Here is a 25,653-nt window from a genome sequence, read left to right as displayed (position 1 = left end):
GCGGGCATGTACGGTGAGCTTCTGTCTTCTCCCTTGCCCTGTTCACATACCTCCTGGAGGCTGAGCGTGAGCGCTCAAACGGCCGCGCCGACCGACGTCGCGCCCATGGACCACCGCCACATCCTGCGCGCGCTGAGCGGTCTGCTCATCGTGCTGTTCGTGGCGATGACCAGCAGCACGGTGGTCTCCGTCGCGCTCCCGCAGATCATCGGCTCCCTCAACGGGACGCAGTCGCAGTACACCTGGGTCGTCACCGCGATGCTGCTGGCCTCCACGGCCTCCACCCCGATCTGGGGCAAGCTCGCCGACCTCTTCAGCAAGAAGCTGCTGCTCCAGATATCCATCGGCATCTTCGTCGTCGCCTCGATCGGCTGCGGATTCGCCCAGTCCACCGAGCAGTTGATCGCCTTCCGCGCCCTCCAGGGCCTCGGTATGGGCGCGCTCCAGGTGCTCGTGCAGGTCATCATCGCGGCGATGATCAGCCCCAAGGAGCGCGGCCGCTACAACGGTTACCTCGGCGGCGTCATGGCCGTCGCCACAGTCGGCGGCCCGCTGCTGGGCGGTTTCATCACCGACACCTCGTGGCTCGGCTGGCGTTGGTGCTTCTTCATCGCCGTACCGTTCACGCTGCTCGCCTTCGTGATGCTCACCCGCACCCTGCACCTCGCCGAGATCCGGCGCCCCGACACCAAGGTCGACTACCTGGGCGCCTCGCTCATCGCCGTCGGCGTCAGCGTGCTGCTCCTCTGGGTCACCTTCGTCGGCAACGACTTCGACTGGCTGTCCTGGCAGACGGCCGCCATGGTCGGTGCGAGCGTGGTGATCCTCGGCGGTGCCGTGGCCGTGGAAGCGCGGGTCAAGGAGCCCGTCGTGCCGCTCCACGTCGTACGCCGCCGGGACCCCGCCCTCGCCATCATCGCGAGCCTCGCGGTCGGTATGGCGATGTTCGGCGGCGCGGTCTTCCTCGGTCAGTACTTCCAGATCGGACGCGGCTACTCGCCGACCGAGGCCGGACTGCTCACCATTCCGCTGATGTTCGGCGTGCTGGTCTCCTCGACCGTGGCCGGCCGGATGGTGTCGAAGACGGGCAAGGTGAAGCCGTTCATCATCGCCGGCGTCGTCGTCCTCACCCTCGGCTTCCTGGGGCTGTCCACCATCGACCACGAGACACCGCTCGTCCTCGTTTCGATCGGCATGCTCGCGGTCGGCGTCGGTGTCGGCATGTCGATGCAGAACCTCGTTCTCGTCCTCCAGAACACCGTCCCGCTCAGTGAACTCGGCGCGGCCAGCGGCGCGATCACCTTCTTCCGCTCGCTCGGCGGCACCATCGGTGTCTCGGTCCTCGGCGCTGTCCTCGCCAACCAGGTCGCCACGAGGATCGCGTCCGGCCTGACGAAGATCGGCGTCGACCCGGCGGCCTCCTCCTCCGGCGGCTCCACGCTGAACGTGGCGGCCATGCCGCCGGAGATCCGCGAGATCGTGCGGGCCGCGTACGGCGACGCGACGGGGCACATCTTCCTGATCTCGGCGGCCATCTCGGTCGTCGGCGTAATCGCCGCCCTGTTCCTCACCCCGACCAAGCTGCGCGACAGCGTGGATCTGTAGCCGGCGCGAGCGCGGGCGGGGGCGGGCTCCGGGGGCGGTGTCCGCCCCCGGAGCCCGTGATTCCGGTGGACTACACCTGTCTGATCACTGACAATGGCACCACAGGCCATAGTGGACGGGGGAGCCATGGTTGAGATCGCCGTGCTGTTCGGCATGCTGTTGAGTGTGGTCGTCTTCCTGATCGTGAAGCTGGTACTGAAGGAACGGCGACGTCCCACGGACAACTTCGACGGCCAGCAGATCGAGCGGCACCACAGCGCGGAGGCGCGGCACATCCGGGCCGCCAACACATCGGTCGCCGTCCACAACCGCTTCCTCGACGGCGGCAACGACTGGCGGCCCAAGAAGCGCTGACGCCCGGCGGGCCGGAACGGACCGAGCCCCGCTGGGGTAGGGTGACGCTTCCCCGCACGGGGACGTGACCTGAGAATGTGACCAAGAATGTGTCCCCGCACGGGGACGCAACGAGGATTCCCCCGCACGGGGACGTACTGAGGAGGTGGGACCCATTACCGCTGTATCAGGCTGGGTGCTCACCCTTCGTCAACGCGTGGCCGACCGGACATAACCGACCGCGGAGCACCCATCGGCGTTTTTCCGAAAGGCTCCGCTTCATGCCGGTCCCGCTGTCACCGCTTGCCCTCTCCACCCTCGTCACCACACTCCGCACCGCAGGCTGCGTATTCGCCGAGGACGAGGCGGACCTGATCGCCTCCACCGCCACCGACACCGCCGCGCTCACCGCCATGGTGGAACGCCGCGTCGCCGGTCTCCCCCTGGAACACGTCCTGGGCTGGGCCGAGTTCAGCGGACTGCGGATCGCCGTGGACCCCGGGGTCTTCGTCCCCCGCCGCCGCACCGAGTTCCTGATCCGGCAAGCCGTGGAACTGGCCCGGGGACCGGCCGTCGTGGTCGACCTCTGCTGCGGGACGGGCGCGCTCGGCGCCGCGCTCGCCGCGGCCCTGGACGGGGTCGAACTCCACGCCTCCGACGTCGAAGCCGCCGCGGTGCGCTGCGCCCGGCGCAATATCGGCGAGCTGGGCCGGGTCTACGAGGGCGACCTCTTCGCACCGCTGCCCGACTCGCTGCGCGGGCGCGTGGACGTGCTGCTCGCCAACGTGCCGTACGTACCGACCGGGGATGTCGCGCTGCTCCCCGCGGAGGCGCGCGTGCACGAGCCGCTGGTGGCGCTCGACGGAGGCGGCGACGGTCTCGACGTGATGCGGCGGGTGGCCGCCGAGGCGCCGCAGTGGCTGGCACCGGGCGGCAGCCTGCTGGTCGAGACGAGCGAACGGCAGGCGGCCCGTGCCGAGGAGGCCGTGGGCGGCAGCGGGCTGATCCCGCGTGTGGTCTCCTCCGACGAGCTGTACGCCACCGTCGTGATCGGGACCATGCCAGCCGCCCCCTGAGGCGGAGGCGGGGGCGCGAGCAGGGCCGGCCGGTCCCGGCAGCCCCTCAGGCGAAGGCCCAGCGGGTCTGGGTGAACGGGTCGCCCTTGCCGAAGCCGAAAACCGTACGCGGGGACACGGCGAAGACCTCGGCCCGGTTGCCCTGGGCGCCCACGAACACGCCGTCGGCGACATCGAAGTGCCAGACCGCCCCGTACTTCGCCTCCCAGGCCCCGGCGAGACCGCTCAGCAGGCCCTCGTCCGTCACCCGGTCCGCCCGGCCCTCCACCACCATGTCGAAGCCCTCCGCCCAGGTGCTGGTGCCGGTGGTGAGGACCACTTCGGGGTTCGCCGCGAGATTGCGGGCCTTGCGCTCCTCGGCGCTGGTGCAGAAGTGCAGCGCGCCCCGCCACCAGACCCCGATCAGCGGGGTGACGTGCGGGCGGCCGTCCGGGCGGACCGTCGTCAGCCAGTACAGCTCGGCGCCGGCCAGCAGTTTCCGCGCGTCGGCCCAGCGGGCGGGCTCCGCGCCGGGGCTGCTGAAGCGAGGGTCCAGTTCGGTGCGCGGCTCGGCGCTCGGGCCGGTGCTCCGTTCGGGGTGGGGTTCTGCTGCGGACATGGTCGGGCCTCCCGGTCGGGTGCTGCGTCTGGTGCTGCGTCGGGTGCTGAAAGAGATCGTGCCGGTGAAGTGCGGACTGTGCGGCCGCTCCGTACTCATCGGTGCGGGACTACGCTCGTACAGCTGGAACGTGATCGGGCGGCGAGCAGGAGAGCACGGAATGACGACGTTGCCGGGGCGCAGGAGCAGTACGTTCACCCGATTGCTGCGGCACGGATTCACCGACCCGTCCGCTGCCGAGCGGCTGCTCGACCTGCCGGAGCTGTCATCGGTGCGCTCCGACCCCGTACTGCTCGAAGCGCTCGGGGCCACCGCCGACCCCGATCTCGCGCTGCGCGGCGTCGTACGGCTCGTGGAGGCGGAGGAGGCGGACGAGCGGCAGATGCTGCTGGACACGCTCGTCACCGCCAAGCCGCTGCGGGACCGGCTGCTCGGGGTGCTCGGGGCGTCCGAGGCGCTCGGCGACCACCTGGCCCGCCACCCGCGCGACTGGCAGGCCCTCGTCACGTACGAGGCCACCGATCTGCACCCCGGGGTGGCCGAGTTCGAGCACGAGCTGGCCGGGGCCGTCGATCCGGACGCGCTGCGCGTCGCCTACCGCCGGTGCCTGCTGTCGATAGCGGCCCGGGACGTGTGCGGCACGACGGATGTCGCCGAGACCGCCGCCGAACTGGCCGACCTGGCCACCGCGACCCTGCGGGCCGCGCTCGCCATCGCCCGTACGGCCGCGCCCGAGGACGCCGCGCAGTGCCGCCTCGCCGTCATCGCGATGGGCAAGTGCGGCGGCCACGAACTGAACTACGTCTCCGACGTCGACGTCATCTTCGTGGCGGAACCCGCCGACGGCGCCGACGAGAGCGCGGCCGTCCCGGCCGCCACCCGGCTGGCCGCACACCTGATGCGGATCTGCTCCGACACGACCGGCGAGGGCACCATCTGGCCCGTCGACGCCAACCTCCGCCCGGAGGGCCGCAACGGGCCCCTGGTGCGCACCCTGTCCTCGCACCTCGCCTACTACCAGCGCTGGGCCAAGACCTGGGAGTTCCAGGCGCTCCTCAAGGCCCGCCCGGTGGCCGGTGACCCCTCGCTGGGCGCCGAGTACGTGGATGCCGTCGCGCCGCTCGTCTGGCAGGCCGCCGACCGCGAGAACTTCGTCCCCGACGTGCAGAAGATGCGCCGCCGGGTCATCGACACGATCCCCGTCGACCGGGTCGCCCGCGAGATCAAGCTCGGCCCCGGCGGACTGCGGGACGTCGAGTTCGCCGTACAGCTCCTCCAGCTGGTGCACGGCCGCAACGACGCCACCCTGCGCAGCGGCTCGACCCTGGACGCCCTGGGCGCCCTCGCCCGCGGCGGCTACGTGGGCCGGGTGGACGCCGCGCAGCTGGACGACGCCTACCGCTTCCTGCGCGCCATGGAGCACCGCATCCAGCTCTACCGGCTGCGCCGCACCCATCTGGTCCCGGAGGACGAGCCGGACCTGCGGCGGCTCGGCCGCTCCCTCGGCATGCGGACCGACCCCATCGCCGAGCTCAACCAGGCGTGGAAGCGGCACGCCTCCGTGGTGCGCCGGCTGCACGAGAAGCTGTTCTACCGGCCGCTGCTCGACGCCGTCGCCCAGCTTGCCCCCGCCGAGTCCCGGCTCAGCACGAAGGCCGCCGCGCTCCGGCTCGAAGCCCTCGGCTACGAGGACCCGGCGGCGGCCCTGCGGCATCTGGAGGCCCTGTCGTCCGGCGTCTCGCGCAAGGCCGCCATCCAGCGCACGCTGCTGCCGGTGCTGCTCGGCTGGTTCGCGGACTCCGCCGACCCGGACGCCGGACTGCTCGGATTCCGCAAGGTGTCCGACGCACTCGGCAAGACCCCGTGGTACCTGCGGCTCCTGCGCGACGAGGGCGCGGCGGCGGAGAACCTGGCCCGGGTGCTGTCGGCCGGCCGGCTCGCCCCCGACCTGCTGCTGCGCGCCCCCGAGGCGGTGGCGATCCTCGGCGACCCGCAGGGGCTGAAGCCGCGCGGCCGCATGGCCCTGGAACAGGAGGTGCTGGCCGCGGTGGGGCGGGCCGAGGACGCCGAATCGGCGGTGGCCGTGGTGCGCGGGGTGCGGCGGCGCGAACTGTTCCGGACGACGTCCGCGGACCTCATCGGCTCCTACGGTACGGAGGAGAACCCCGCCGAACCGGACCCGGGCGCGCTCGTCGACCGGGTCGTCAGCGCGGTCACCGATCTGAACGCCGCCACGATCGCCGGCGCGCTGCGGGCCGCCGTGCGCGCGGAGTGGGGCGACACCCTCCCCACCCGGTTCGCCGTGATCGGCATGGGCCGGTTCGGCGGGCACGAGCTCGGCTACGGCTCCGACGCGGACGTCCTGTTCGTCCACGCGCCGCGCGAGGGCGTCGACGAGCAGGAGGCGAGCCGGGCCGCGAACCGGGTGGTGGCCGAGATGCGCCGGCTGCTCCAGCTGCCCACCGCGGACCCGCCGCTGCTCATCGACGCCGATCTGCGCCCCGAGGGCAAGAGCGGGCCGCTGGTCCGCACACTGAAGTCGTACGAGGCGTACTACCGGCGCTGGTCGCTGGCCTGGGAGAGCCAGGCGCTGCTGCGCGCCCAGCCGATGGCCGGCGACGCGGATCTGGGCCGCGACTTCATCGAGCTGATCGATCCGCTGCGGTACCCGGTGGAGGGGCTGGGGGAGGACGCGGTCCGTGAGATCCGGCGGCTGAAGGCCCGGATGGAGTCCGAGCGGCTGCCGCGCGGCGCGGACCCGACGCTCCACACCAAGCTGGGCCGGGGCGGGCTGAGCGACGTGGAGTGGACGGTGCAGCTGATGCAGATGCAGCACGGCTGGTCGGAGCCGGGGCTGCGGACCACCAGGACCCGTGAGGCGCTGGCCGCCGCCTGCGCGGCGGAGCTGATCTCCGGCGAGGACGCGCAGACGCTGGACGAGGCGTGGGTGCTGGCCACCCGGGTCCGCAACGCGGTGATGCTGGTGCGGGGGAGGCCGGGCGACACGTTTCCGTCCGGGCCGCGGGAGCTGACGGCGGTGGGGCGGTACCTGGGGTACGAGCCCGGTCATGTCGGGGACATGTTGGACGACTACCGGCGGATCACGCGGCGCGCGCGGGCGGTGGTGGACGAGCGGTTCTACGGGGCGTGAGGGTGGGGGCATTCCGAGCCGCTCCGGCGGTTTTCGAGCCGCTCCGGCGATTGAGGAGCGGGGTCCGGGGCGGAGCCCCGAAAACCGGCGCGCCCACCCGGCCCCGGCACGTCAGTTCCGGCCCGCCGCTGTTCTCTCCCGCTGGACCGAGAGCGCCGACAGCCGTGGGCGGCGGGTCGTTTTCGGGGGGATCTGTCTCGGCAGGTGGTGCGGCAGCGCTCCGTACCAGGCGTACGACACCGCGTAGCCGAAGGCCAGGCAGACCATGCCGCCCACCGCGTCCAGCCAGAAGTGGTTCGCGGTCGACACGATCACGATCAGGGTGACCGCCGGGTAGAGCAGGGCCAGGATCTTCGCCCAGGGCGCGGAGGCCAGGGCGAAGACGGTCAGACCGCACCACAGCGACCAGCCGATGTGCATCGACGGCATCGCCGCGTACTGGTTCGACATGTTCTTGAAGTTGCCCGAAGCCATCGAACCCCAGGTCTGGTGGACCATGACCGTGTCGATGAACTTGCTGCCGTTCATCAGCCGGGGCGGTGCCAACGGGAACAGGTAGTAGCCGGCCAGCGCGGCCGCCGTGGTCGCGAACAGGGCCAGCCGGGCTGCCGCGTAGCGGCCGGGATGGCGGCGGAACAGCCACACGAGCACGCTGATGGTGACGATGAAGTGCAGTGTCGCGTAGTAGTAGTTCATCCCCACGATCAGCCATGTCACCGAGTTGACCGCGTGGTTGACCGACTGCTCGACGGCGATGCCCAGGAACCGCTCGACCGACCAGATCCAGTCGGCGTTGGCCAGGGCCGCCGCCTTCTGCTCGGGGACGGCGTTGCGCACCAGCGAGTACAGCCAGTAACTGACCGCGATCAGCAGGATTTCGAACCAGAGGCGTGGCCGTCTGGGGGACCGCGGGGCACGCAGCCCTGCCAGGCCGCGGTCACGCAGTCTGCGCATCCGGTTCACGTCGCCGGGTTGCTTCGCGTTCGCCTCGGGAGCCGCCTCGTTCACGATGGGTGACGGGGTGGCCTCCGCGCGGCCTTCCTGTGGTCTCACACTCAATTCACCCATAGGCACAGAGTCTGCCAGATTTGCCCCCTCCGCCTGATGATCCTCCGGTCGGGTGCGGGGTGCACGTCCTGCGGACTACGGGTGCGCGTGGGATCCTTGGACGGGCGGGGCGGCCGAGGAGGCCGCGCCGGGGCCCGGACCCGCGGCGGTGGAGCCGCGCACGACCAGCTCGGGCATGAAGACGAACTCGCTGTGCGGGGCGGGAGTGCCGCCGATCTCCTCCAGGAGCGTGCGCACCGCGGCCTGGCCCATCGCCGTGACCGGCTGCCGGATCGTGGTCAGGGGCGGATCGGTGAACGCTATGAGCGGGGAATCGTCGTAACCGACCACCGACAGATCGCGCGGCACGTCCTTGGAGAGCCTGCGGGCGGCCCGGATCGCACCCAGCGCCATCATGTCGCTCGCGCACACCACCGCCGTGCAGCCCCGCTCCATCAGCGCCGAAGCGGCCGCCTGGCCGCCCTCCAGCGTGTACAGGGAGTGCTGGATCAGCCCCTCCACCTCGTCCGGGGTGAGGTTCAACTGCTCCCGCATCGTGGTGTGGAAGCCCTCGATCTTGCGGACCACGGGGACGAACCGCTTGGGGCCGACCGCCAGTCCGATCCGGGTGTGGCCCAGCGACACCAGATGCGTCACCGCCAGCCGCATCGCGGCCCGGTCGTCCGGTGAGATGAACGGCGCCTGCACCTTGGGCGAGAAACCGTTTACCAGTACGAAGGGGACTCCCTGGGCGCGCAGTTGCTCGTAGCGCTGCATATCGGCCGAGGTGTCGGCGTGCAGTCCGGAGACGAAGATGATTCCCGAGACGCCGCGGTCGACCAGCATTTCGGTCAGCTCGTCCTCGGTGGAGCCGCCGGGCGTCTGGGTCGCCAGCACCGGGGTGTAGCCCTGCCGGGTCAGCGCCTGCCCGATGACCTGGGCGAGCGCCGGGAAGATGGGGTTCTCCAGCTCGGGCGTGATCAGGCCGACCAGACCCGCGCTGCGCCTGCGCAACCGTACGGGCCGTTCGTAGCCCAGGACGTCGAGCGCGGCGAGGACGGATTCGCGGGTGGCAGCGGCAACCCCGGGCTTGCCGTTCAGTACACGGCTGACCGTCGCTTCGCTGACCCCCGCCTGAGTTGCGATATCGGCAAGCCGTGCGGTCATGGGACTGGACTGTACCGGGAGTGGGTCGGATTGCCCACCATGCGCAGGAATCGGACGCGGGCGGGCGCGGGGCCGGCCGGTGGCGCCGTCCGGGGACCCATTTGCGGAGCGCCGAAGCAATATCTTGCAAGGTCTTGCGGAGCCGGTCTGCGGGCTGCGGTCAGATCGTCGCACTGCTGAATCGCGGGCGGTGGCCTGCCCCTGCCAGGGTTCAGGGGTCCACGTCAAGGGGCTTGACGGCAACCGTGAGGACACGCGAATGTAACGATCGGCGGAGCTTGCAGAAATCTTCCGCAAACTCTTTCGGCCTTCTTTCATCCTTGTTACGTTCACGTCGACCCGGCGCCGCGACGGAGCGGTACGGCAGTTGAAGGAGTTCAGATGCGACGTGGCATAACGGCCACCGCCCTGGTCGCGGCCCTGGCGCTCGCGGCGACCGCCTGCGGCAGCGATGACAGCAGTTCCGACGGCACCTCCAAGAGCTCGGGCGAGCTCTCGGGCACCGTCACGTGGTGGGACACCTCCACCGCGGGCAGCGAGGACAAGGTCTTCAAGAAGATCGCCGAGGGCTTCGAGAAGGAGCACCCGAAGGTCGACGTCAAGTACGTCAATGTCCCCTTCGGCGACGCGCAGAACAAGTTCAAGAACGCCGCCCAGGCCGGCTCCGACGCCCCCGACGTGATCCGCTCCGAGGTCGCGTGGACGCCCGAGTTCGCCGACCTCGGCTACCTCGCCGCGCTGGACGGCACCGCCGCCCTGGTGAAGCAGGACGACTTCCTGAAGCAGGCCGCGGCGTCCACCAAGTACAACGGCAAGACGTACGCGGTGCCGCAGGTCATCGACTCGCTGGGCATCTTCTACAACAAGAAGATGTTCAAAGCGGCCGGCGTCGAGGTTCCGAAGACAATCGACGAGCTGAAGACCGTCTCGAAGAAGATCAAGGAAAAGACCGGCAAGACCGGCTTCTACCTGCGCGGCGACGACGCGTACTGGTTCCTGCCCTTCCTGTACGGCGAGGGCGGCGACATGGTCGACGCCTCCAGCCAGTCCATCACCATCGACAACCCGGCCGGCGTCAAGGCGATGAAGGTCGTCAAGGACCTGGTCGACTCCGGCGCCGCCAAGACCGACGCGACGGACGGCTGGGAGAACATGCAGTCGTCCTTCAAGGACGGCAAGGTCGCGATGATGATCAACGGCCCGTGGGCCATGGCCGACACGTTCTCCGGCAAGGAGTTCAAGGACAAGACGAACCTGGGTGTCGCCCCGGTACCGGCCGGCTCCGCCGGGCAGGGCGCCCCGCAGGGCGGTCACAACCTCGCCGTCTACGCCGGTTCCAAGAACCTCGAAGCCTCCTACGCCTTCGTCGACTACATGACCTCCGTCAAGACCCAGGCCCAGGTCACCAAGGAGCTCAACCTCCTGCCGACCCGCACCTCGGCCTACGCGCAGGAGAGCGTCGTCGACAACGAGATCGTCGGCTTCTTCAAGCCGGTCGTCGAGAGCGCCGTCGAGCGCCCCTGGATCCCGGAGACCGGCAGCCTCTTCGCGCCGCTCGTCACCGAGTACACCAAGGTCCTCACCGGACAGACCACGCCGGAGAAGGCCGTCAAGACGACCGGCGATTCCTACCGCAAGCTCCTCAAGGGCTGGAAGTAACCCAGGAAGGCAGGCCGGCTGATGGCTGTCCACACCAGCCAGTCGGTGGCGAAGGCCGCGGGCGACGACGTCGTCGCCCGCGGCCGGAGCCGCGGTACTGGCAACCCCCCACCTCCGAGCAAGCTCCGGCGTGCTCTGTCGACGCACTGGTACGCCTGGACGATGGTGGCCCCGGTCGTCATCGTGATCGGCGTGATCATCGGGTACCCGCTGGTCCGCGGCATCTACCTCTCGATGACGGACGCCAACGAGCGCAACGTCGAACGGTCCATCGGTGTCAACCACATGCCCGCCACGTACAAGTTCGTGGGCCTGGACAACTACGCCGACGCCCTCACTGGCGACCAGTTCCTCGGCACGCTCGGCTGGACCCTGGTGTGGACGGTCTCCTGTGTGGCCATCACCTTCAGCCTCGGCATGGCGCTCGCCAACATCCTGAACCGCCGGATCGCCGGGCGTTCCGCGTACCGGATGGCGCTCATCCTGCCCTGGGCCATCCCCGGCTTCGTCTCCGTCTTCGCCTGGCGCTTCCTCTACAACGAGGACCGCGGGCTGCTCAACAAGATGCTCTCCGGCGCCGGGATCGACGGCATACCGTGGCTGAACGACCCCACCTGGGCGAAGCTCTCGGTCATCGCCGTCAACGTCTGGCTAGGGGTGCCGTTCATGATGGTCGCCCTCCTCGGCGGCCTCCAGTCCATCCCCAGCGAGCACTACGAGGCCGCCGAGATGGACGGCGCCACCGCCTGGCAGCGCTTCCGCCACATCACGCTGCCCGGACTGCGGCCCATCTCCACGACGGTGATCCTGCTCTCCACTATCTGGACCTTCAACATGTTCCCGGTGATCTTCCTGCTGACCCGCGGCGGACCCGGCGACGCCACCCAGATCCTGGTCACCCAGGCGTACAAGTTCTCCTTCGAGATCAGCCCGCGCGACTTCGCGCAGTCCTCCACCTGGGGCGTACTGATCCTCGTACTCCTGCTGATCTTCGCCGCCGTGTACCGGCGAGTCCTGCGCACCCAGGGAGACGACTGGTGACCACCATCCCCACCGCGCGGCACTCCGCGCCCAAGGCCAGGATGCGCGACGAGCGTTCACCGCTGGCCTCCACCGCCCTGCACCTGACGCTCATCGTCGCGTCCGTGATCGCGGTCTTCCCCGTCCTGTGGGTACTGCTCACCTCGCTGAAGCCCGTCGCCTACGCGACCACCACGGACTTCTTCAAGGACACGACGTTCGAGAACTACACGAACCTGATCCAGAACACGAAGTTCCTGACCTGGTTCGGCAACTCGCTGCTCGTCGCGGGGCTCACCACGCTCCTCGGCGTCATCGTCTCCGCCTCCACCGGCTACGCCGTCAGCCGCTTCCGCTTCCCCGGCAAGCGCGGACTGATGTGGACGCTGCTGATCACCCAGATGTTCCCGGTCGCCGTCCTCATCGTGCCGATCTACAACATCATGGCGGGCATGGGGCTGCTCAATAAGCCCGCCGGTCTGGTCATCACCTACCTCACCATCTCGGTGCCGTTCTGCGCCTGGATGATGAAGGGCTTCTTCGACACCATCCCGCGCGAGATCGACGAGTCGGGGCAGGTCGACGGACTCACCCCGTTCGGCACGTTCTGGCGGCTCATCCTGCCGCTGGCCAAGCCCGGCCTCGCCGTCACCGCGTTCTACTCCTTCATCACCGCATGGGGCGAAGTGGCGTACGCCTCGGCCTTCATGGTCGGCGAGGACAACCTCACGCTCGCGGGCGGACTCCAGCTGTTCGTCAACCAGTACGGGGCCCAGTGGGGTCCGATGACCGCCGCGTCCGTGCTGATCGCGATACCCGCGGCCCTGGTCTTCCTGTTCGCGCAGAAACACCTCGTCACCGGCATGTCCGCCGGAGCCGTCAAGGGCTGACGTCCCCGCGGCAACAGCACGACCCGCACGCACCAGTCACGGTGGCGCCGGCATCCCGACCCGGTTCCGGCGCCACTCCCCACCCAGACACCCCAGGGACGACATGACCCAGCACCTCGCTGCCCCCTCCACCGGCACGTCCACCGACGCCCCGGGCCACCGCACCGGCTGGTGGCAGGACGCGGTGATCTACCAGGTCTATCCGCGCAGTTTCGCCGACGGCAACGGCGACGGCATGGGCGATCTCGCAGGCGTCACCGCCCGGCTCCCGTACCTCAGGGACCTCGGCGTCGACGCGGTGTGGCTCAGCCCCTTCTACGCGTCCCCACAGGCCGACGCCGGGTACGACGTCGCCGACTACCGGGCCATCGACCCGATGTTCGGCACCCTGCTGGACGCCGACACCCTGATCCGCGACGCCCACGACCTGGGCCTGCGGATCATCGTCGACCTGGTGCCCAACCACTCGTCCGACCAGCACGAGTGGTTCAAGCGCGCGCTCGCCGAGGGCCCCGGCTCCGCCCTGCGCGACCGCTACCACTTCCGCCCCGGAAAGGGCACCGACGGCGAACTCCCGCCCAACGACTGGGAGTCCATCTTCGGCGGACCGGCCTGGACCCGGACCACCGACCCGGACGGCACGCCCGGCGACTGGTACCTCCACCTGTTCGCGTCCGAGCAGCCCGACTTCAACTGGGAACACCCGGCCGTCGCCGACGAGTTCCGCTCGATCCTGCGCTTCTGGCTCGACATGGGCGTCGACGGCTTCCGGGTCGACGTCGCGCACGGCCTCGTCAAGGCCGAGGGCCTGCCCGACCTGGGCACGCACGACCAGTTGAAGCTGCTGGGGAACGACGTCATGCCGTTCTTCGACCAGGACGGGGTGCACGCGATCTACCGCAGCTGGCGCACCATCCTCGACGAGTACCCCGGCGACCGCGTCGCGGTGGCCGAGGCCTGGACCCCGACCGTCGAGCGCACCGCCAACTACGTGCGCCCCGACGAGATGCACCAGGCCTTCAACTTCCAGTACCTGGCCACCTCCTGGGACGCCCAGGCGCTGCGCGACGTCATCGACACCTCGCTGAACGCGATGCGCCCGGTCGGCGCCCCCACCACCTGGGTGCTCTCCAACCACGACGTCACCCGGCACGCCACCCGGTTCGCCAACCCGCCCGGCCTCGGCACCCAGATCCGTACCGCGGGCGACCGCGAGCTGGGCCTGCGCCGCGCCCGTGCGGCCACACTGCTGATGCTGGCGCTGCCCGGCTCCGCCTACGTCTACCAGGGCGAGGAGCTCGGCCTGCCCGACGTCACCGACCTGCCCGACGAGGCCCGCCAGGACCCGTCGTTCTTCCGCGCCGACGGCCAGGACGGCTTCCGCGACGGCTGCCGGGTGCCGATCCCGTGGACCCGTGAGGGCAGTTCGTACGGCTTCGGCGAGGGCGGCAGCTGGCTGCCGCAGCCCGCAGGCTGGGGCGAGCTCAGCATCGAGGCGCAGACCGGCGTGGCCGGCTCCACCCTGGAGCTGTACCGGTCCGCGATCGCCGCCCGCCGGGCACACCCCGGACTCGGCGCGGGCACCGCGGTGGAGTGGCTGGACGCCCCCGACGGCCTGCTGGTCTTCGCCCGCACCGGCTTCGTCTGCACCGTCAACACGACGGGCGCCGCCGTCCGCGTCCCCGTACGCGGCACCGTCCTGCTGTCCAGCGAACCGGTCACCACCGACGGCGCCGAGATCGAGCTGCCGGCCGACACCACGGTGTGGTGGGCGGTGTGACCGTCCCCCCGCCCAGAGCCGGCAGCGCGCTCAGGCTCTCCGACATCGCCGGGCAGGCCTCGGTCAGCGAGGCGACCGTCAGCCGGGTGCTCAACGGCAAGCCGGGCGTCGCGGACACCACGCGTCAGCGGGTGCTCGCGGCGCTCGACATCCTGGGCTACGAGCGCCCGGTACGGCTGCGGCAGCGCAGCGCCGGACTCATAGGACTGGTGACACCCGAACTCACCAACCCGATCTTCCCGGCGTTCGCGCAGTGCGTCGAACAGGTCCTGGCGGGTCACGGCTACACGCCGGTGCTCTGCACCCAGCTGCCCGGCGGCGCCACCGAGGACGAACTCGTCGAGCAGCTCGTCGAACGCGGCGTCGGCGGCATCGTCTTCCTCTCCGGGCTGCACGCCGACACCTCGGCCGACCCGGCGCGCTACGCCGCGCTGACCGACCGAGGTGTGCCGTTCGTCCTGATCAACGGCTACAACGAACGGATCAGCGCCCCGTTCGTCTCGCCCGACGACACCGCCGCCGTGCGGATGGCCGTGGGGCACCTCGCCGAACTCGGCCACCGCCGGGTCGGCCTGGCGATCGGCCCGCAGCGCTACGTGCCGTCCCGCCGCAAGCGGGACGGCTTCGTGGACGCGGCGGTGTCGTTGCTCGGCCTGGACCGCGCCGAGGCCGAACTCCTGGTTTGCTCAACCCTGTTCAGCGTCGAGGGCGGCCAGGTGGCGGCCGCCGCACTGCTCGACCGCGGATGCACGGGCATCGTCTGCGGCAGCGACCTGATGGCGCTGGGCGCGGTGCGGGCCGCCCGGGACCGCGGCCTCGTGGTGCCGGGCGACGTGTCCGTGGTCGGCTTCGACGACTCGCAGCTGATCGCGTTCACCGACCCACCGCTGACCACGGTCCGCCAGCCCGTACAGGCGATGGCGGCGGCCGCGGTGGGCGCCCTGCTGGAGGAGATCGGCGGAAGCCCCGTACAGCGCACGGAGTACGTGTTCCAGCCGGAGCTGGTGGTACGGGGGTCGACGGCGGCGGTGGCGTCGGCGGCGCGCGGAGCCTGACGCAGGCCCCCGGGCGGACCCGGCCGGGGGCCGGGAAGGCTTCTTCCACCACCTGCGCGGACTCGCCACCCGCGCGAACTGCGGGGCGACGGGGTGGACATCAGCTGAAGACGATGTCTGCGCATCGGACTTCTTTGTGCATCACCAGCACAGTGATACCGGCGCCGGATACCTTGTCCGCCGGACAGACGGGGCAGACGATCACGACGTTCCCGACTTACCGATCATGCTCCCGAGCCCTGTCCCGACCACCACGGGGACGACGATATCGAGGGGCCCAGGCAGCGGACTGGACACGATGAACACGCCGATGACCACGATGCCGCCCAAGAGGATTTTCCAGCGGTAGCGCACCGGGTTATTAGTCCCCATATATACCTTCGCATGATCCACCCGCCAGGAATCCGCCTGCTGCGAGCCCTGCGTTGACGTGGTCCCGCCGGGCGCGGGAGTGGTCCGAACGTACAGGAGAGGCACCAGGAGCCGGCCCTGAACGGGCCTGCGGGGAGTGGGTGACTCCGGGTGCCCCTCTTGTCCGTGACCGGCCCGGCCGGCCGGGCGCGTGGGGCCCGGGGTAACGGGACCCCCGGCCGACCGGACCGGAGTCGGGAGAAACGTAACAGGTCTGCAATGTTTTGCGTAAGAGCTTGCAGGAAGGAATCTGTGGTATTTCGGCGGTGTGAGCGGGTCGCGTCCAGGGGGTTGACCGGGGCCTGGTGGGCTCGTACGGTCTCCCCGCGGCAAGGTTTGCATTCTTGCAGCAAGAACATTCAGGAGCCTTGAGGGCAGGGCGCGTTGCCGGACGAGGCTGCACCGTCACCCGCATTTCCCCCACCGCAGGAGGAAAACATGGCCAGCAGACCCTTGTCTGCCGCGCTCGCCCTGATAGCGGGCGCCGCCGCCCTCGTGGTCCCCGCCACGAGTGCCCAGGCCGCCACGCCGGGCACCAAGGACGTCACCGCGGTTCTCTTCGAGTGGAAGTTCGACTCGGTCGCCCAGGCGTGCAAGGACTCCCTCGGCCCGGCCGGCTACGGCTACGTACAGGTCTCGCCGCCCCAGGAGCACATCCAGGGCGGGCAGTGGTGGACCTCGTACCAGCCGGTCAGCTACAAGATCGCCGGACGGCTCGGCGACCGGAGCTCGTTCGCCAGCATGGTCAGCACCTGCCACAGCGCGGGCGTCAAGGTCGTCGCCGACTCCGTCATCAACCACATGTCGGCGGGCTCGGGCACCGGCACCGGCGGCTCCTCGTACTCGAAGTACGACTACCCCGGTCTGTACTCCGCACCGGACATGGACGACTGCACCGCGCAGATCAGCAACTACCAGGACCGCTACAACGTCCAGCACTGCGAACTCGTCGGCCTGGCCGACCTGGACACCGGTGAGGACTACGTACGCGGCAAGATCGCCGGATACCTCAACGACCTGCTCTCGCTCGGCGTCGACGGCTTCCGCATCGACGCGGCCAAGCACATCCCCGAGGACGACCTCGCCAACATCAAGTCCCGGCTGAGCAATTCGGGCGCCTACTGGAAGCAGGAGGCGATCTACGGAGCCGGCGAGGCCGTCTCGCCCGACGAGTACGCCGGCACCGGGGACGTCCAGGAATTCCGCTACGCCCGCAGCCTCAAGCAGGTCTTCAACAACGAGAACCTGGCCAACCTGAAGAACTTCGGCGAGGGCTGGGGCTTCATGTCCTCCTCGAAGGCCGCGGTCTTCGTCGACAACCACGACACCGAGCGCAACGGTGAGACGCTGAACTACAAGGACGGCGCCAACTACACGCTCGCCAGCGTGTTCATGCTGGCCTGGCCCTACGGTTCGCCCGACGTCCACTCCGGCTACGAGTGGTCCGACAAGGACGCCGGTCCGCCCAACGGCGGCACGGTCAACGCCTGCTACAGCGACGGCTGGAAGTGCCAGCACGCCTGGCGCGAGATCTCCTCCATGGTCGGCTTCCGCAACACCGCGCGCGGTGAGTCCGTCACCGACTGGTGGGACGACGGCGGCGACCGGATCGCCTTCGGCCGGGGCTCCAAGGCGTACGTCGCGATCAACCACGAGGGCTCCTCGCTGACCCGTACCTTCCAGACCTCGCTGCCCGCCGGCGACTACTGCGACATCCAGTCCGGCGACGGCGTCACCGTCAACGGCTCCGGCCAGTTCACCGCCACGCTCGGCGCCAACACCGCCCTCGCCCTCCAGAGCGGCGCCCGCACCTGCTCCGGCGGCGGCACCGGCCCGACGGACCCGACCGACCCGACCGATCCCGGCACGGGCACCTCCGGCGCCTCCTTCGGCGTCAACGCCACCACCCAGCTCGGCCAGAACATCTACGTCACCGGCAACCAGTCCGCCCTCGGCAACTGGAACCCCGACGCCGCGCTGAAGCTGGACCCGGCCGCGTACCCGGTCTGGAAGCTCGACGTGAGCCTGCCCGCCGGTACGTCGTTCGAGTACAAGTACGTCCGCAAGGACGCGAGCGGCAACGTCACCTGGGAGAGCGGCGCCAACCGCACGGCCACCGTGCCCTCCTCCGGCAAGGCCGCGCTGACCGGTGACGTCTGGCGCGGCTGACGTCCCGCCCGTGGACCGCGCGGTCTCCCGGCCGCGCCGTGTCCTCAATCGCCGGACGGGCGTGTTCAGCCCGTCCGGCCCCGCACCCGTACCCCTTCGAGGAGAGCCCGAGTGATACGTCCGTCCCCGCGCGTGCCCGCGCGAAGAGCGGCGCCCGCCGCCGTCGTCGCGGCCGCCCTGTGCGCGGCCCTCGTGCCCGCGCTGCCCGCCGCGGCGGCCAGGCCGCCCGCCGCGCCGTCGGACGCCAAGCTGGCCGCACAGCCCGCCCGCCACGATCTGACCCGTGAGCAGTTCTACTTCGTGATGCCCGACCGGTTCGCCAACGGCGACACCGGCAACGACCGGGGCGGGCTGACGGGCTCCCGGCTGGAGACCGGGTACGACCCCACCGACAAGGGGTTCTACCAGGGCGGCGACCTCAAGGGGCTGACCAGCAGGCTCGACTACATCAAGGGGCTCGGCACCACCGCGATCTGGCTCGCCCCGATCTTCAAGAACCGGCCCGTCCAAGGCACCGGCAAGGACGCCTCGGCGGGCTACCACGGCTACTGGATCACCGACTTCACCCGGGTCGACCCGCACTTCGGCACCAACGCCGACCTGACGAAGCTGATCGACAAGGCCCACAGCAAGGGCATGAAGGTCTTCTTCGACGTCATCACCAACCACACCGCCGACACCGTCGACTACGCCGAGAAGACGTACGGCTACAAACCCAAGGGCGCCTACCCGTACCTCGACCGGACCGGCCGCCCCTTCGACGACGCCGCGGGCATGGCGAAGGTGGACGCCGACTCCTTCCCGTACAAGCCGGTCACCACCGGCGGCAAGACGCCGTCCTGGCTCAACGACCCGACGATGTACCACAACCGCGGTGACTCGACCTATGCCGGCGAGTCCACCACGTACGGCGACTTCTCCGGGCTCGACGACCTGTGGACCGAACGGCCCGAGGTCGTCTCCGGCATGGAGAAGATCTACGAGAAGTGGGTCCGCGACTTCGGCATCGACGGCTTCCGCATCGACACCGTCAAACACGTCGACCTGGACTTCTGGACCCAGTGGGCGACCGCGCTCGACGCGTATGCCGCCAAGCACGGGCGCAAGGACTTCTTCATGTTCGGCGAGGTCTACTCCGCCGACACCGCGATCACCTCGCCCTACGTCACCCGGGGGCGGCTGGACGCGACACTCGACTTCCCCTTCCAGGAAGCGGCCCGCCAGTACGCCTCGCAGGGCGCCCCGGCCTCGAAGCTCGCCGCCGTCTTCGCGGACGACTACCGGTACACCACCGACAAGGCCAACGCCTACGAGCAGGTGACCTTCCTCGGCAACCACGACATGGGGCGCATCGGCACCTTCCTCAAGCAGGACAACCCCGGGGCCGGTGACGCGGAGCTGGTGAAGCGTGCCCGGCTGGCCAACGAGGTGATGTTCCTCAGCCGCGGCAACCCGGTCGTCTACTACGGCGACGAGCAGGGCTTCACGGGCGACGGCGGCGACAAGGACGCCCGCCAGACCATGTTCGCCTCGAAGACCGCCGACTACCTCGACGACGACGAGCTGGGCACCGACCGCACGCACGCCTCCGACGCCTACGACACCAAGCACCCGATCTACCGCTCCATCGCCGCGCTCTCCGAGCTGACCAGGAAGAACCCGGCGCTGCGGGACGGCGTCCAGACCGAGCGGTACGCCGAGGGCTCCCTCTACGCCTTCTCCCGTACGGACCCGGCGCACAGCAACGAGTACGTCGTCGCCACCAACAACGGCACCGGTGCGAAGACCGTCGAGCTGCCCACCGAGTCCGCCCGGACGGACTTCCGTACCCTGTACGGCGGTTCCGGTACGGTCCGCAGCGGCGCCGACAAGAAGATCAAGTTCACGGTCCCGGCCCTGTCCAGCATCGTGCTCCGTGCCGAGAAGCCGCTCGGCGCCCCCGCCGCCCGGCCCGCGATCTCCCTGAAGGCGCCGGCCGCCGGAGCCACCGGCACCGTCGAGCTGACCGCCGACGTGCCCGGCGGCTCCCTCGACCGGGTCGTCTTCGCCGCCCAGCAGGGCAACGGGAAGTGGACCACGCTCGGTTCCGCCGACCACGCCCCGTACAAGGTCACCCAGACCATCGGCGAGGCGACCGCCGCCGGAACGCCCCTGCGCTACAAAGCCGTTGTGATCGACCGCGCCGGGCGCACCGCGAGCGCCCTCGCCTCCTCGACCGCCGGACAGGCACCCGCCCCGGCGAAGCCCGTGGCCGTCGAACGCGACTACGCCGTCATCCACTACAAGCGCGCCGACGGCGACTACGACGGCTGGCAGGCCAGGTCCGGCGACACCACCGCGGACTTCACCGGGCGGGACGCCTACGGCGCCTTCGCCTGGATCAAGGTGCCCGAGGACGCGTCGGCGGTCCCGTACACCGTTGAGAAGGACGGCGCCGCCGACGGGCCGGAGCGCTCCGTCGACCTGGCCACGACCGGACAGGTCTGGATCGCGCACGGTGAGGACGGCCAGTCGGCCACCGCCCCCGACGGCGCCTACCCACCGCAGGACACCGGCAAGGCCGTCCTGCACTACTACCGGGCCGACGGCGACTACGACGGCTGGGGGCTGCACACCTGGACCGGCGCCAAGGAGCCCACCGACTGGGCCAAGCCGCTCCAGCCGGTGAAGAAGGACGCCTCGGGTCTCACGTTCGAGGTCCCGCTCACCGACGGGGCCACCTCGCTCAGCTACATCCTGCACCGGGGCGACGAGAAGGACCTGCCCAGCGACCAGTCCCTCGACATCGCGAGCAACGGCCACGAGGTGTGGATGCTCGGCGGCGCGGCCGGCTATCTGCTGCCGCAGGCCGGCGGCGTCCCCGCCCCCGACCTCACCAGGGCCGAGGCGCAGTGGATCGACTCCAGCACCGTCGTCTGGAAGGTGAAGGCCACCGACGCCACCAGCCAGCAGCTCGTCTACGCATCGAGCGGCGGGATCTCCGTCGTCGACGGCGCACTCTCCGACGAGGGCCAGTGGCTGCGGCTCAGCCCGTCCGCGCTGACCGACGCGCAGAAGGCGAAGTACCCGCACCTCAAGGACTACCCGGCGTTCACCGTGGACGCCCGTGACCGGGACAGGGTCCGTGACGCCCTGCGCGGCCAGCTGATCGCCACCCAGCGCGCGGTCAACGGCGCCCTGCTCGCCGCCACCGGCGTACAGAGCGCGGGGGTGCTCGACGACCTCTACGGGAAGCCGGCGAGCGGCGCCTCGCTCGGACCGGTCTTCCGGCACGGCACCCCGACGCTGTCCGTCTGGGCGCCCACCGCCCGTACCGTCTCGCTCGAACTCGGCGGCCGTACCGTCCCGATGCGGCGCGACGACCGCACCGGCGTCTGGTCGGTCACCGGGAAGCGGGACTGGAACGGCAAGCCCTACCGGTACGTGGTGAAGGTCTGGGCGCCCACCGTCCAGAGGCTCGTCACCAACAAGGTCACCGACCCCTACTCCACCGCGCTGACCACCGACTCCGCCCGGAGCCTCGTGGTCGACCTCGACGACAGCAAGCTCGCGCCCAAGGGCTGGGACGGGCTGCGCAAGCCCGCCGCGGTGCCGCTGCGGAACGCCCGGATCCAGGAACTCCAGATCCGCGACTTCTCGATCGCGGACCCCACGTCCAAGCACCCCGGCGAGTACCTCGCCTTCACCGACACCCGCTCCGACGGGATGAAGCACCTCAAGCAGCTCGCCGACTCCGGCACCGGCTACGTCCACCTGCTGCCCGCCTTCGACATCGGCACCATCCCCGAGAAGAAGAAGGACCAGCAGAGGCCCGCCTGCGACCTGTCCGTCTACGCCCCCGACTCCCAGGAGCAGCAGGCCTGCGTGGCGAAGACCGCCGCGAAGGACGCGTTCAACTGGGGCTACGACCCGCTGCACTACACCGTCCCGGAGGGCAGTTACGCCTCCGACCCGGACGGCACCCGGCGCACGGTCGAGTTCCGGCAGATGGTGCAGGGGCTGAACGGCGCCGGTCTGCGGACCGTCATGGACGTCGTCTACAACCACACCGTCGCCTCCGGCCAGGACGACAAGTCCGTCCTCGACCGCATCGTGCCCGGCTACTACCAGCGGCTGCTGGAGGACGGCACCGTCGCCACCTCCACGTGCTGCGCCAACACCGCGCCCGAGAACACCATGATGGGCAAGCTCGTCGTCGACTCGGTCGTCACCTGGGCCAGGCAGTACAAGGTCGACGGCTTCCGCTTCGACCTGATGGGACACCACCCCAAGGCGAACATCCTGGCCGTCCGCAAGGCCCTCGACGCCCTGACCGTCGCCAAGGACGGGGTCGACGGTAAGAAGATCATCCTGTACGGGGAGGGCTGGAACTTCGGTGAGATCGCCGACGACGCCCGCTTCGTCCAGGCCACCCAGAAGAACATGGCCGGCACCGGCGTCGCCACCTTCTCCGACCGGGCCCGCGACGCGGTGCGCGGCGGCAGCCCGTTCGACGAGGACCCCGGTGTGCAGGGCTTCGCCACCGGCCTCTACACCGACCCCAACACCTCCACCGCAAACGGTACGAAGGCCGAGCAGAAGGCCCGGCTGCTCCACTACCAGGACCTGATCAAGGTCGGGCTCACCGGCAGCCTCGCCGGCTACACCTTCACCGACAGCTCGGGCAGCACGGTCAAGGGTTCGGACGTCGACTACAACGGAGCCCCGGCCGGATACGCCGCGGCCCCCGGTGACGCCCTCGCCTACGCCGACGCCCACGACAACGAGACGCTGTACGACACCCTCGCCTTCAAGCTCCCGGCGGGCACTTCGGCAGCCGACCGGGCCAGAACGCAGGTCCTGGCCATGGCGACGGCCACCCTCTCGCAGGGCCCCTCGCTCTCCCAGGCCGGCACCGACCTGCTGCGCTCCAAGTCCCTGGACCGCAACTCCTTCGACAGCGGTGACTGGTTCAACGCGCTGCACTGGGACTGCCGCGCGGGCAACGGCTTCGGCCGCGGACTGCCGCCCGCCGCCGACAACGAGGACAAGTGGCCCTATGCCAAGCCGCTGCTGACCAACGCCGCGATCAGTCCGGGGTGCGCACAGATCAACGGCGCCTCGGCCGCGTACCGGGACCTGCTCACCATCCGCGCCACCGAGAAGGACTTCGGCCTCTCCACCGCGGGGCAGGTGCAGTCCGCCCTCTCCTTCCCGCTCTCCGGCAAGGACGAGACCCCCGGAGTGATCACCATGCGGCTCGGGAAGCTGGTGGTCGTCCTCAACGCCGCCCCCGGCGCCACCACGCAGAAGGTCGCCGCCCTGGCGGGAAGGAACTACGCCCTGTACCCCGTCCAGGCTGCGGGCGCGGATCGTACCGTGAAGCAGTCGACGTACGAGCGGAGTTCGGGAAGTTTCACCGTCCCGGGGCGGACAGTGGCGGTGTTCTCGTTGCGCTGACCGCAACAGGTCTACCGTGAGGCCAGCCGCCGGGGAGAGCCGCACCACCGCACCCCCCGGCGCGCCCTCCCACTCCACCCGGCCGGGTCCCGGCCCCCGCCCCGTACGCACAGGCAGCCGCACCGTCGGCCCCGCCGGTGCCGTACCGGGCGCGGGGACGGGGACCCGGCCTCTCCACCTGTTCAGCGACGGTGACGATGGTGAGCTACATCCCCGAGGAGACCACGAGCTTCGTCGGACGGAAGACGGAGCTGGGCCGGATCGAACGCGCCCTCGCCACCCGCCGGCTGACCACGCTCACCGGAGCCGGCGGGGTCGGCAAGACCCGGCTGGCGGTCCGCGCGGCCGGCCGCGCGGAACCCGGATACCGCGACGGCGTCTGGTGGGCCGACCTCGCCCCGCTCCACGACGACGGACTGCTCCTCGCCACCGTCTCCGACGCGGTCGGGCTCAGCGACCACACCCTGCGGATGCCCATGGACGTACTGTGCGAGTGGCTCGCCGACAAAGAGCTGCTGCTCGTCCTGGACTCCTGCGAACACCTGCGCCCCGCCTGCGCCCACCTCCTGGGCGAGATCCTCACCACCTCACCCGGACTCACGGTGCTCGCCACCAGCAGACAGCCGCTCGGTATCAAGGCCGAGCAGCTGGTGGAGGTGGAGCCGCTGCCCGTGGACGGCGCCGCCGACGCCCTCACCCTGTTCCGGGACCGGGCCATCGCGGCGGCACCGGGCACCGTGTTCCACGAACCGGCCACCGTCGCGGCGGCCGCCGAGATCTGCCGCCGGCTGGAAGGCATTCCGCTCGCCATCGAACTCGCGGCGGCGGGCACCGGGCGGCACACCGTCGAACAGATCGCGCTGCGGATCGGCTCCCGCCTCGATCTGCTCTCCGACGCGTCGATCCGGCCGCAGCGCCACCGCACCCTGCGCACCGCCATCGGCTGGAGCCATGAACTGTGCACCCCGCTGGAACGGCTGCTCTGGGCCCGGCTGGCCGTGCTGCGGGGCGACTTCGACGAGGCCACGGCCCGCGAGGTCTGCGCCGGGGGACCGCTCACCGGGGACGGGGTCCGCACCGCACTGCGCGGGCTGGTGGCCAAATCGGTCGTCGTGCGCGACGGCCTGCGCCACCGGATGCTGGACACCCTCCGTGAGTACGGCCGGATGTGGCTGGCCGAACTGGGCGAGGAACGCGCCGCGGCCGACCGGCACGCCGCCTGCTTCCTGCAACTGGCCCGCAACGCCCACGCGGGCTGGACCGGCGACGACCAGATCAGCTGGTACCACCGCATCGCCGACACGCACGCCGACCTGTGCGCGGCCCTCGACCACCTGCTCGCCCACGACACCACCGCCGCCCAGGAGATGGCCGGCCGGATCGGGTTCTTCTGGTGCTGCTGCGGCCACCTGCCGCAGACCCGCGGCTACGCGCAGCGCGCCCTGGACCTCGGCCCGGCACAGGGCCCGCACCGCACCCGGGCCCTGTGGGTGCTCGGCATGTGCGTGATGCTCCAGGGCGACTACCCGGCCGCCGAGCGGATCGGCGCGGAATGCGTACGGGCGGCGGCCGCAGACGGGCCCGACGAGGGCATCCTCGCCGCCGCGTACCTGCGCGGCCTCACCCATCTCATGGTCGGCCGGCCCGATCTGAGCCTGCGCGAGGCGGACCGGGTGCTGCGCAGCACCGAGGCGTGCACCCCCCTCGAATCGGCCTACCGGCTGCGCTGCCACCTGATCACCGTCTTCGCCCTGACCAGCCTCGGCCGGCTGGACGAGGCAGCCGAGGCCGCGGTCGTCCTGCGCGCGGCCTGCGAGGCCATGGACGAGTGCTGGACCCGCAGCTACGTCGACTACCAACTCGCGCTGATCGCCCTGCTCCAGGGCCGCGCCGAGGCGGCCGCCGCGCATGCCAGGGCCATGCTCGCCGGCAAGCACCGGCTCCGCGACAGCTTCGGCATCGCGCTCGGCCTCGACATCCTGGCCGCCGCGGTCGCCGCCCAGGGCGAGGGCGCCCACGCCGCCCGGGTGTACGGCACCGGACAGCTCTACTGGCGGATGGTCGGCCACCCGCAGCGCGGCACCCCGGAGCTGGGCCCGCTGCGCGAGGCCTGCGAGCGCCGGGCCCGCGAGGCCGTGGGCGACGCCGCCTACCAGCGGGCCTTCGAGCGGGGCCGGGCGGACAGCGCGGAAGCAGGTCTGGCGCTCGCACTCCACGGCGAACTGCTCACATAGCGGGCCCAGCTTGTGCACC

At 70.5% G+C, this 25,653-nt stretch carries 15 protein-coding genes; 12 read left to right on the top strand and 3 right to left on the bottom strand.

Annotated features, from left to right (window positions below; translation table 11 throughout):
- The first annotated feature begins 105 nt into the window (after positions 1-105).
- The 3 genes from ACZ6S6_RS02500 (at position 106) to ACZ6S6_RS02490 (ending at position 3,014) form a co-directional block, all read left to right on the top strand.
- Entirely contained in the window at positions 106-1,605 is a 1,500-nt protein-coding gene (locus ACZ6S6_RS02500) for an MDR family MFS transporter (protein WP_469703836.1), read from the top strand.
- Between the two features lie 126 nt (positions 1,606-1,731).
- The gene (locus ACZ6S6_RS02495) at positions 1,732-1,959 is read left to right on the top strand and encodes a hypothetical protein (RefSeq protein ID WP_362957217.1); all 228 of its coding nucleotides are present in this window, start codon (positions 1,732-1,734) and stop codon (positions 1,957-1,959) included.
- 260 nt (positions 1,960-2,219) lie between these two features.
- On the top strand, positions 2,220-3,014 hold the full coding sequence (locus ACZ6S6_RS02490) for a putative protein N(5)-glutamine methyltransferase (RefSeq protein WP_469703308.1): 795 nt from the start codon (positions 2,220-2,222) through the stop codon (positions 3,012-3,014).
- Positions 3,015-3,060: 46 nt separating this feature from the next.
- On the opposite strand, the gene ACZ6S6_RS02485 is transcribed toward ACZ6S6_RS02490, so the two are convergent.
- The gene (locus ACZ6S6_RS02485; RefSeq protein ID WP_469703306.1) at positions 3,061-3,612 is read right to left on the bottom strand and encodes a pyridoxamine 5'-phosphate oxidase family protein; all 552 of its coding nucleotides are present in this window, start codon (positions 3,610-3,612) and stop codon (positions 3,061-3,063) included.
- Positions 3,613-3,772: 160 nt separating this feature from the next.
- On the opposite strand from ACZ6S6_RS02485, the gene ACZ6S6_RS02480 reads away from it, so the two are divergent.
- Positions 3,773-6,763: a bifunctional [glutamine synthetase] adenylyltransferase/[glutamine synthetase]-adenylyl-L-tyrosine phosphorylase gene (locus tag ACZ6S6_RS02480; RefSeq protein WP_469703304.1), complete on the top strand. Its 2,991-nt coding sequence runs from the start codon at positions 3,773-3,775 to the stop codon at positions 6,761-6,763.
- Positions 6,764-6,874: 111 nt separating this feature from the next.
- Here the strand turns inward: ACZ6S6_RS02480 and ACZ6S6_RS02475 are convergent, their stop codons facing one another.
- Complete coding sequence (locus tag ACZ6S6_RS02475) at positions 6,875-7,771, bottom strand: phosphatase PAP2 family protein (RefSeq protein WP_469703833.1); 897 nt, start codon at positions 7,769-7,771, stop codon at positions 6,875-6,877.
- A 135-nt stretch (positions 7,772-7,906) separates the two neighbouring features.
- Positions 7,907-8,977, bottom strand: coding sequence for a LacI family DNA-binding transcriptional regulator (locus tag ACZ6S6_RS02470; protein ID WP_469703302.1), 1,071 nt, complete (start codon positions 8,975-8,977; stop codon positions 7,907-7,909).
- 381 nt (positions 8,978-9,358) lie between these two features.
- Between ACZ6S6_RS02470 and ACZ6S6_RS02465 the strand changes: the two genes are divergently transcribed.
- The 8 genes from ACZ6S6_RS02465 to ACZ6S6_RS02430 all read left to right on the top strand — a co-directional run bounded on the left by ACZ6S6_RS02465 (position 9,359) and on the right by ACZ6S6_RS02430 (position 25,634).
- A complete protein-coding gene (locus ACZ6S6_RS02465; RefSeq protein WP_362957226.1) occupies positions 9,359-10,636 on the top strand; it encodes an extracellular solute-binding protein in 1,278 nt (425 codons plus the stop codon).
- Positions 10,637-10,657: 21 nt separating this feature from the next.
- Entirely contained in the window at positions 10,658-11,677 is a 1,020-nt protein-coding gene (locus tag ACZ6S6_RS02460; protein WP_469703299.1) for a carbohydrate ABC transporter permease, read from the top strand.
- Complete coding sequence (locus tag ACZ6S6_RS02455) at positions 11,671-12,546, top strand: sugar ABC transporter permease (RefSeq protein ID WP_469703831.1); 876 nt, start codon at positions 11,671-11,673, stop codon at positions 12,544-12,546. The genes ACZ6S6_RS02460 and ACZ6S6_RS02455 overlap by 7 nt, the downstream gene beginning before the upstream one ends.
- A gap of 103 nt (positions 12,547-12,649) precedes the next feature.
- On the top strand, positions 12,650-14,326 hold the full coding sequence (locus ACZ6S6_RS02450) for a glycoside hydrolase family 13 protein (protein ID WP_362965288.1): 1,677 nt from the start codon (positions 12,650-12,652) through the stop codon (positions 14,324-14,326).
- A complete protein-coding gene (locus ACZ6S6_RS02445; RefSeq protein ID WP_469703297.1) occupies positions 14,311-15,381 on the top strand; it encodes a LacI family DNA-binding transcriptional regulator in 1,071 nt (356 codons plus the stop codon). Before ACZ6S6_RS02450 ends, ACZ6S6_RS02445 begins: the two co-directional genes overlap by 16 nt.
- A gap of 849 nt (positions 15,382-16,230) precedes the next feature.
- Complete coding sequence (locus tag ACZ6S6_RS02440; RefSeq protein WP_469703295.1) at positions 16,231-17,961, top strand: carbohydrate-binding module family 20 domain-containing protein; 1,731 nt, start codon at positions 16,231-16,233, stop codon at positions 17,959-17,961.
- A gap of 111 nt (positions 17,962-18,072) precedes the next feature.
- Complete coding sequence (gene pulA, locus ACZ6S6_RS02435) at positions 18,073-23,400, top strand: pullulanase-type alpha-1,6-glucosidase (protein WP_469703293.1); 5,328 nt, start codon at positions 18,073-18,075, stop codon at positions 23,398-23,400.
- 197 nt (positions 23,401-23,597) lie between these two features.
- Entirely contained in the window at positions 23,598-25,634 is a 2,037-nt protein-coding gene (locus ACZ6S6_RS02430; RefSeq protein WP_362965296.1) for an ATP-binding protein, read from the top strand.
- Positions 25,635-25,653: the final 19 nt, after the last annotated feature.

The sequence above is a fragment of the Streptomyces sp. NPDC048671 genome, from assembly GCF_055587045.1.
The sequence above is the reverse complement of the archived record's forward strand: the minus strand, read 5'-3'. Positions and strand labels throughout refer to the sequence as shown.

Bases quoted from the DNA above. Each gene is read 5' to 3' on its own strand.
- ACZ6S6_RS02450 (WP_362965288.1), top strand. From the start codon at position 12,650: ATGACCCAGCACCTCGCTGCCCCCTCCACCGGCACGTCCACCGACGCC.
- ACZ6S6_RS02465 (WP_362957226.1), top strand. From the start codon at position 9,359: ATGCGACGTGGCATAACGGCCACCGCCCTGGTCGCGGCCCTGGCGCTC.
- ACZ6S6_RS02470 (WP_469703302.1), bottom strand. From the start codon at position 8,977: ATGACCGCACGGCTTGCCGATATCGCAACTCAGGCGGGGGTCAGCGAA.
- ACZ6S6_RS02485 (WP_469703306.1), bottom strand. From the start codon at position 3,612: ATGTCCGCAGCAGAACCCCACCCCGAACGGAGCACCGGCCCGAGCGCC.
- ACZ6S6_RS02490 (WP_469703308.1), top strand. From the start codon at position 2,220: ATGCCGGTCCCGCTGTCACCGCTTGCCCTCTCCACCCTCGTCACCACA.
- ACZ6S6_RS02500 (WP_469703836.1), top strand. From the start codon at position 106: ATGGACCACCGCCACATCCTGCGCGCGCTGAGCGGTCTGCTCATCGTG.
- ACZ6S6_RS02480 (WP_469703304.1), top strand. From the start codon at position 3,773: ATGACGACGTTGCCGGGGCGCAGGAGCAGTACGTTCACCCGATTGCTG.
- ACZ6S6_RS02440 (WP_469703295.1), top strand. From the start codon at position 16,231: ATGGCCAGCAGACCCTTGTCTGCCGCGCTCGCCCTGATAGCGGGCGCC.
- ACZ6S6_RS02495 (WP_362957217.1), top strand. From the start codon at position 1,732: ATGGTTGAGATCGCCGTGCTGTTCGGCATGCTGTTGAGTGTGGTCGTC.
- ACZ6S6_RS02460 (WP_469703299.1), top strand. From the start codon at position 10,658: ATGGCTGTCCACACCAGCCAGTCGGTGGCGAAGGCCGCGGGCGACGAC.
- ACZ6S6_RS02430 (WP_362965296.1), top strand. From the start codon at position 23,598: ATGGTGAGCTACATCCCCGAGGAGACCACGAGCTTCGTCGGACGGAAG.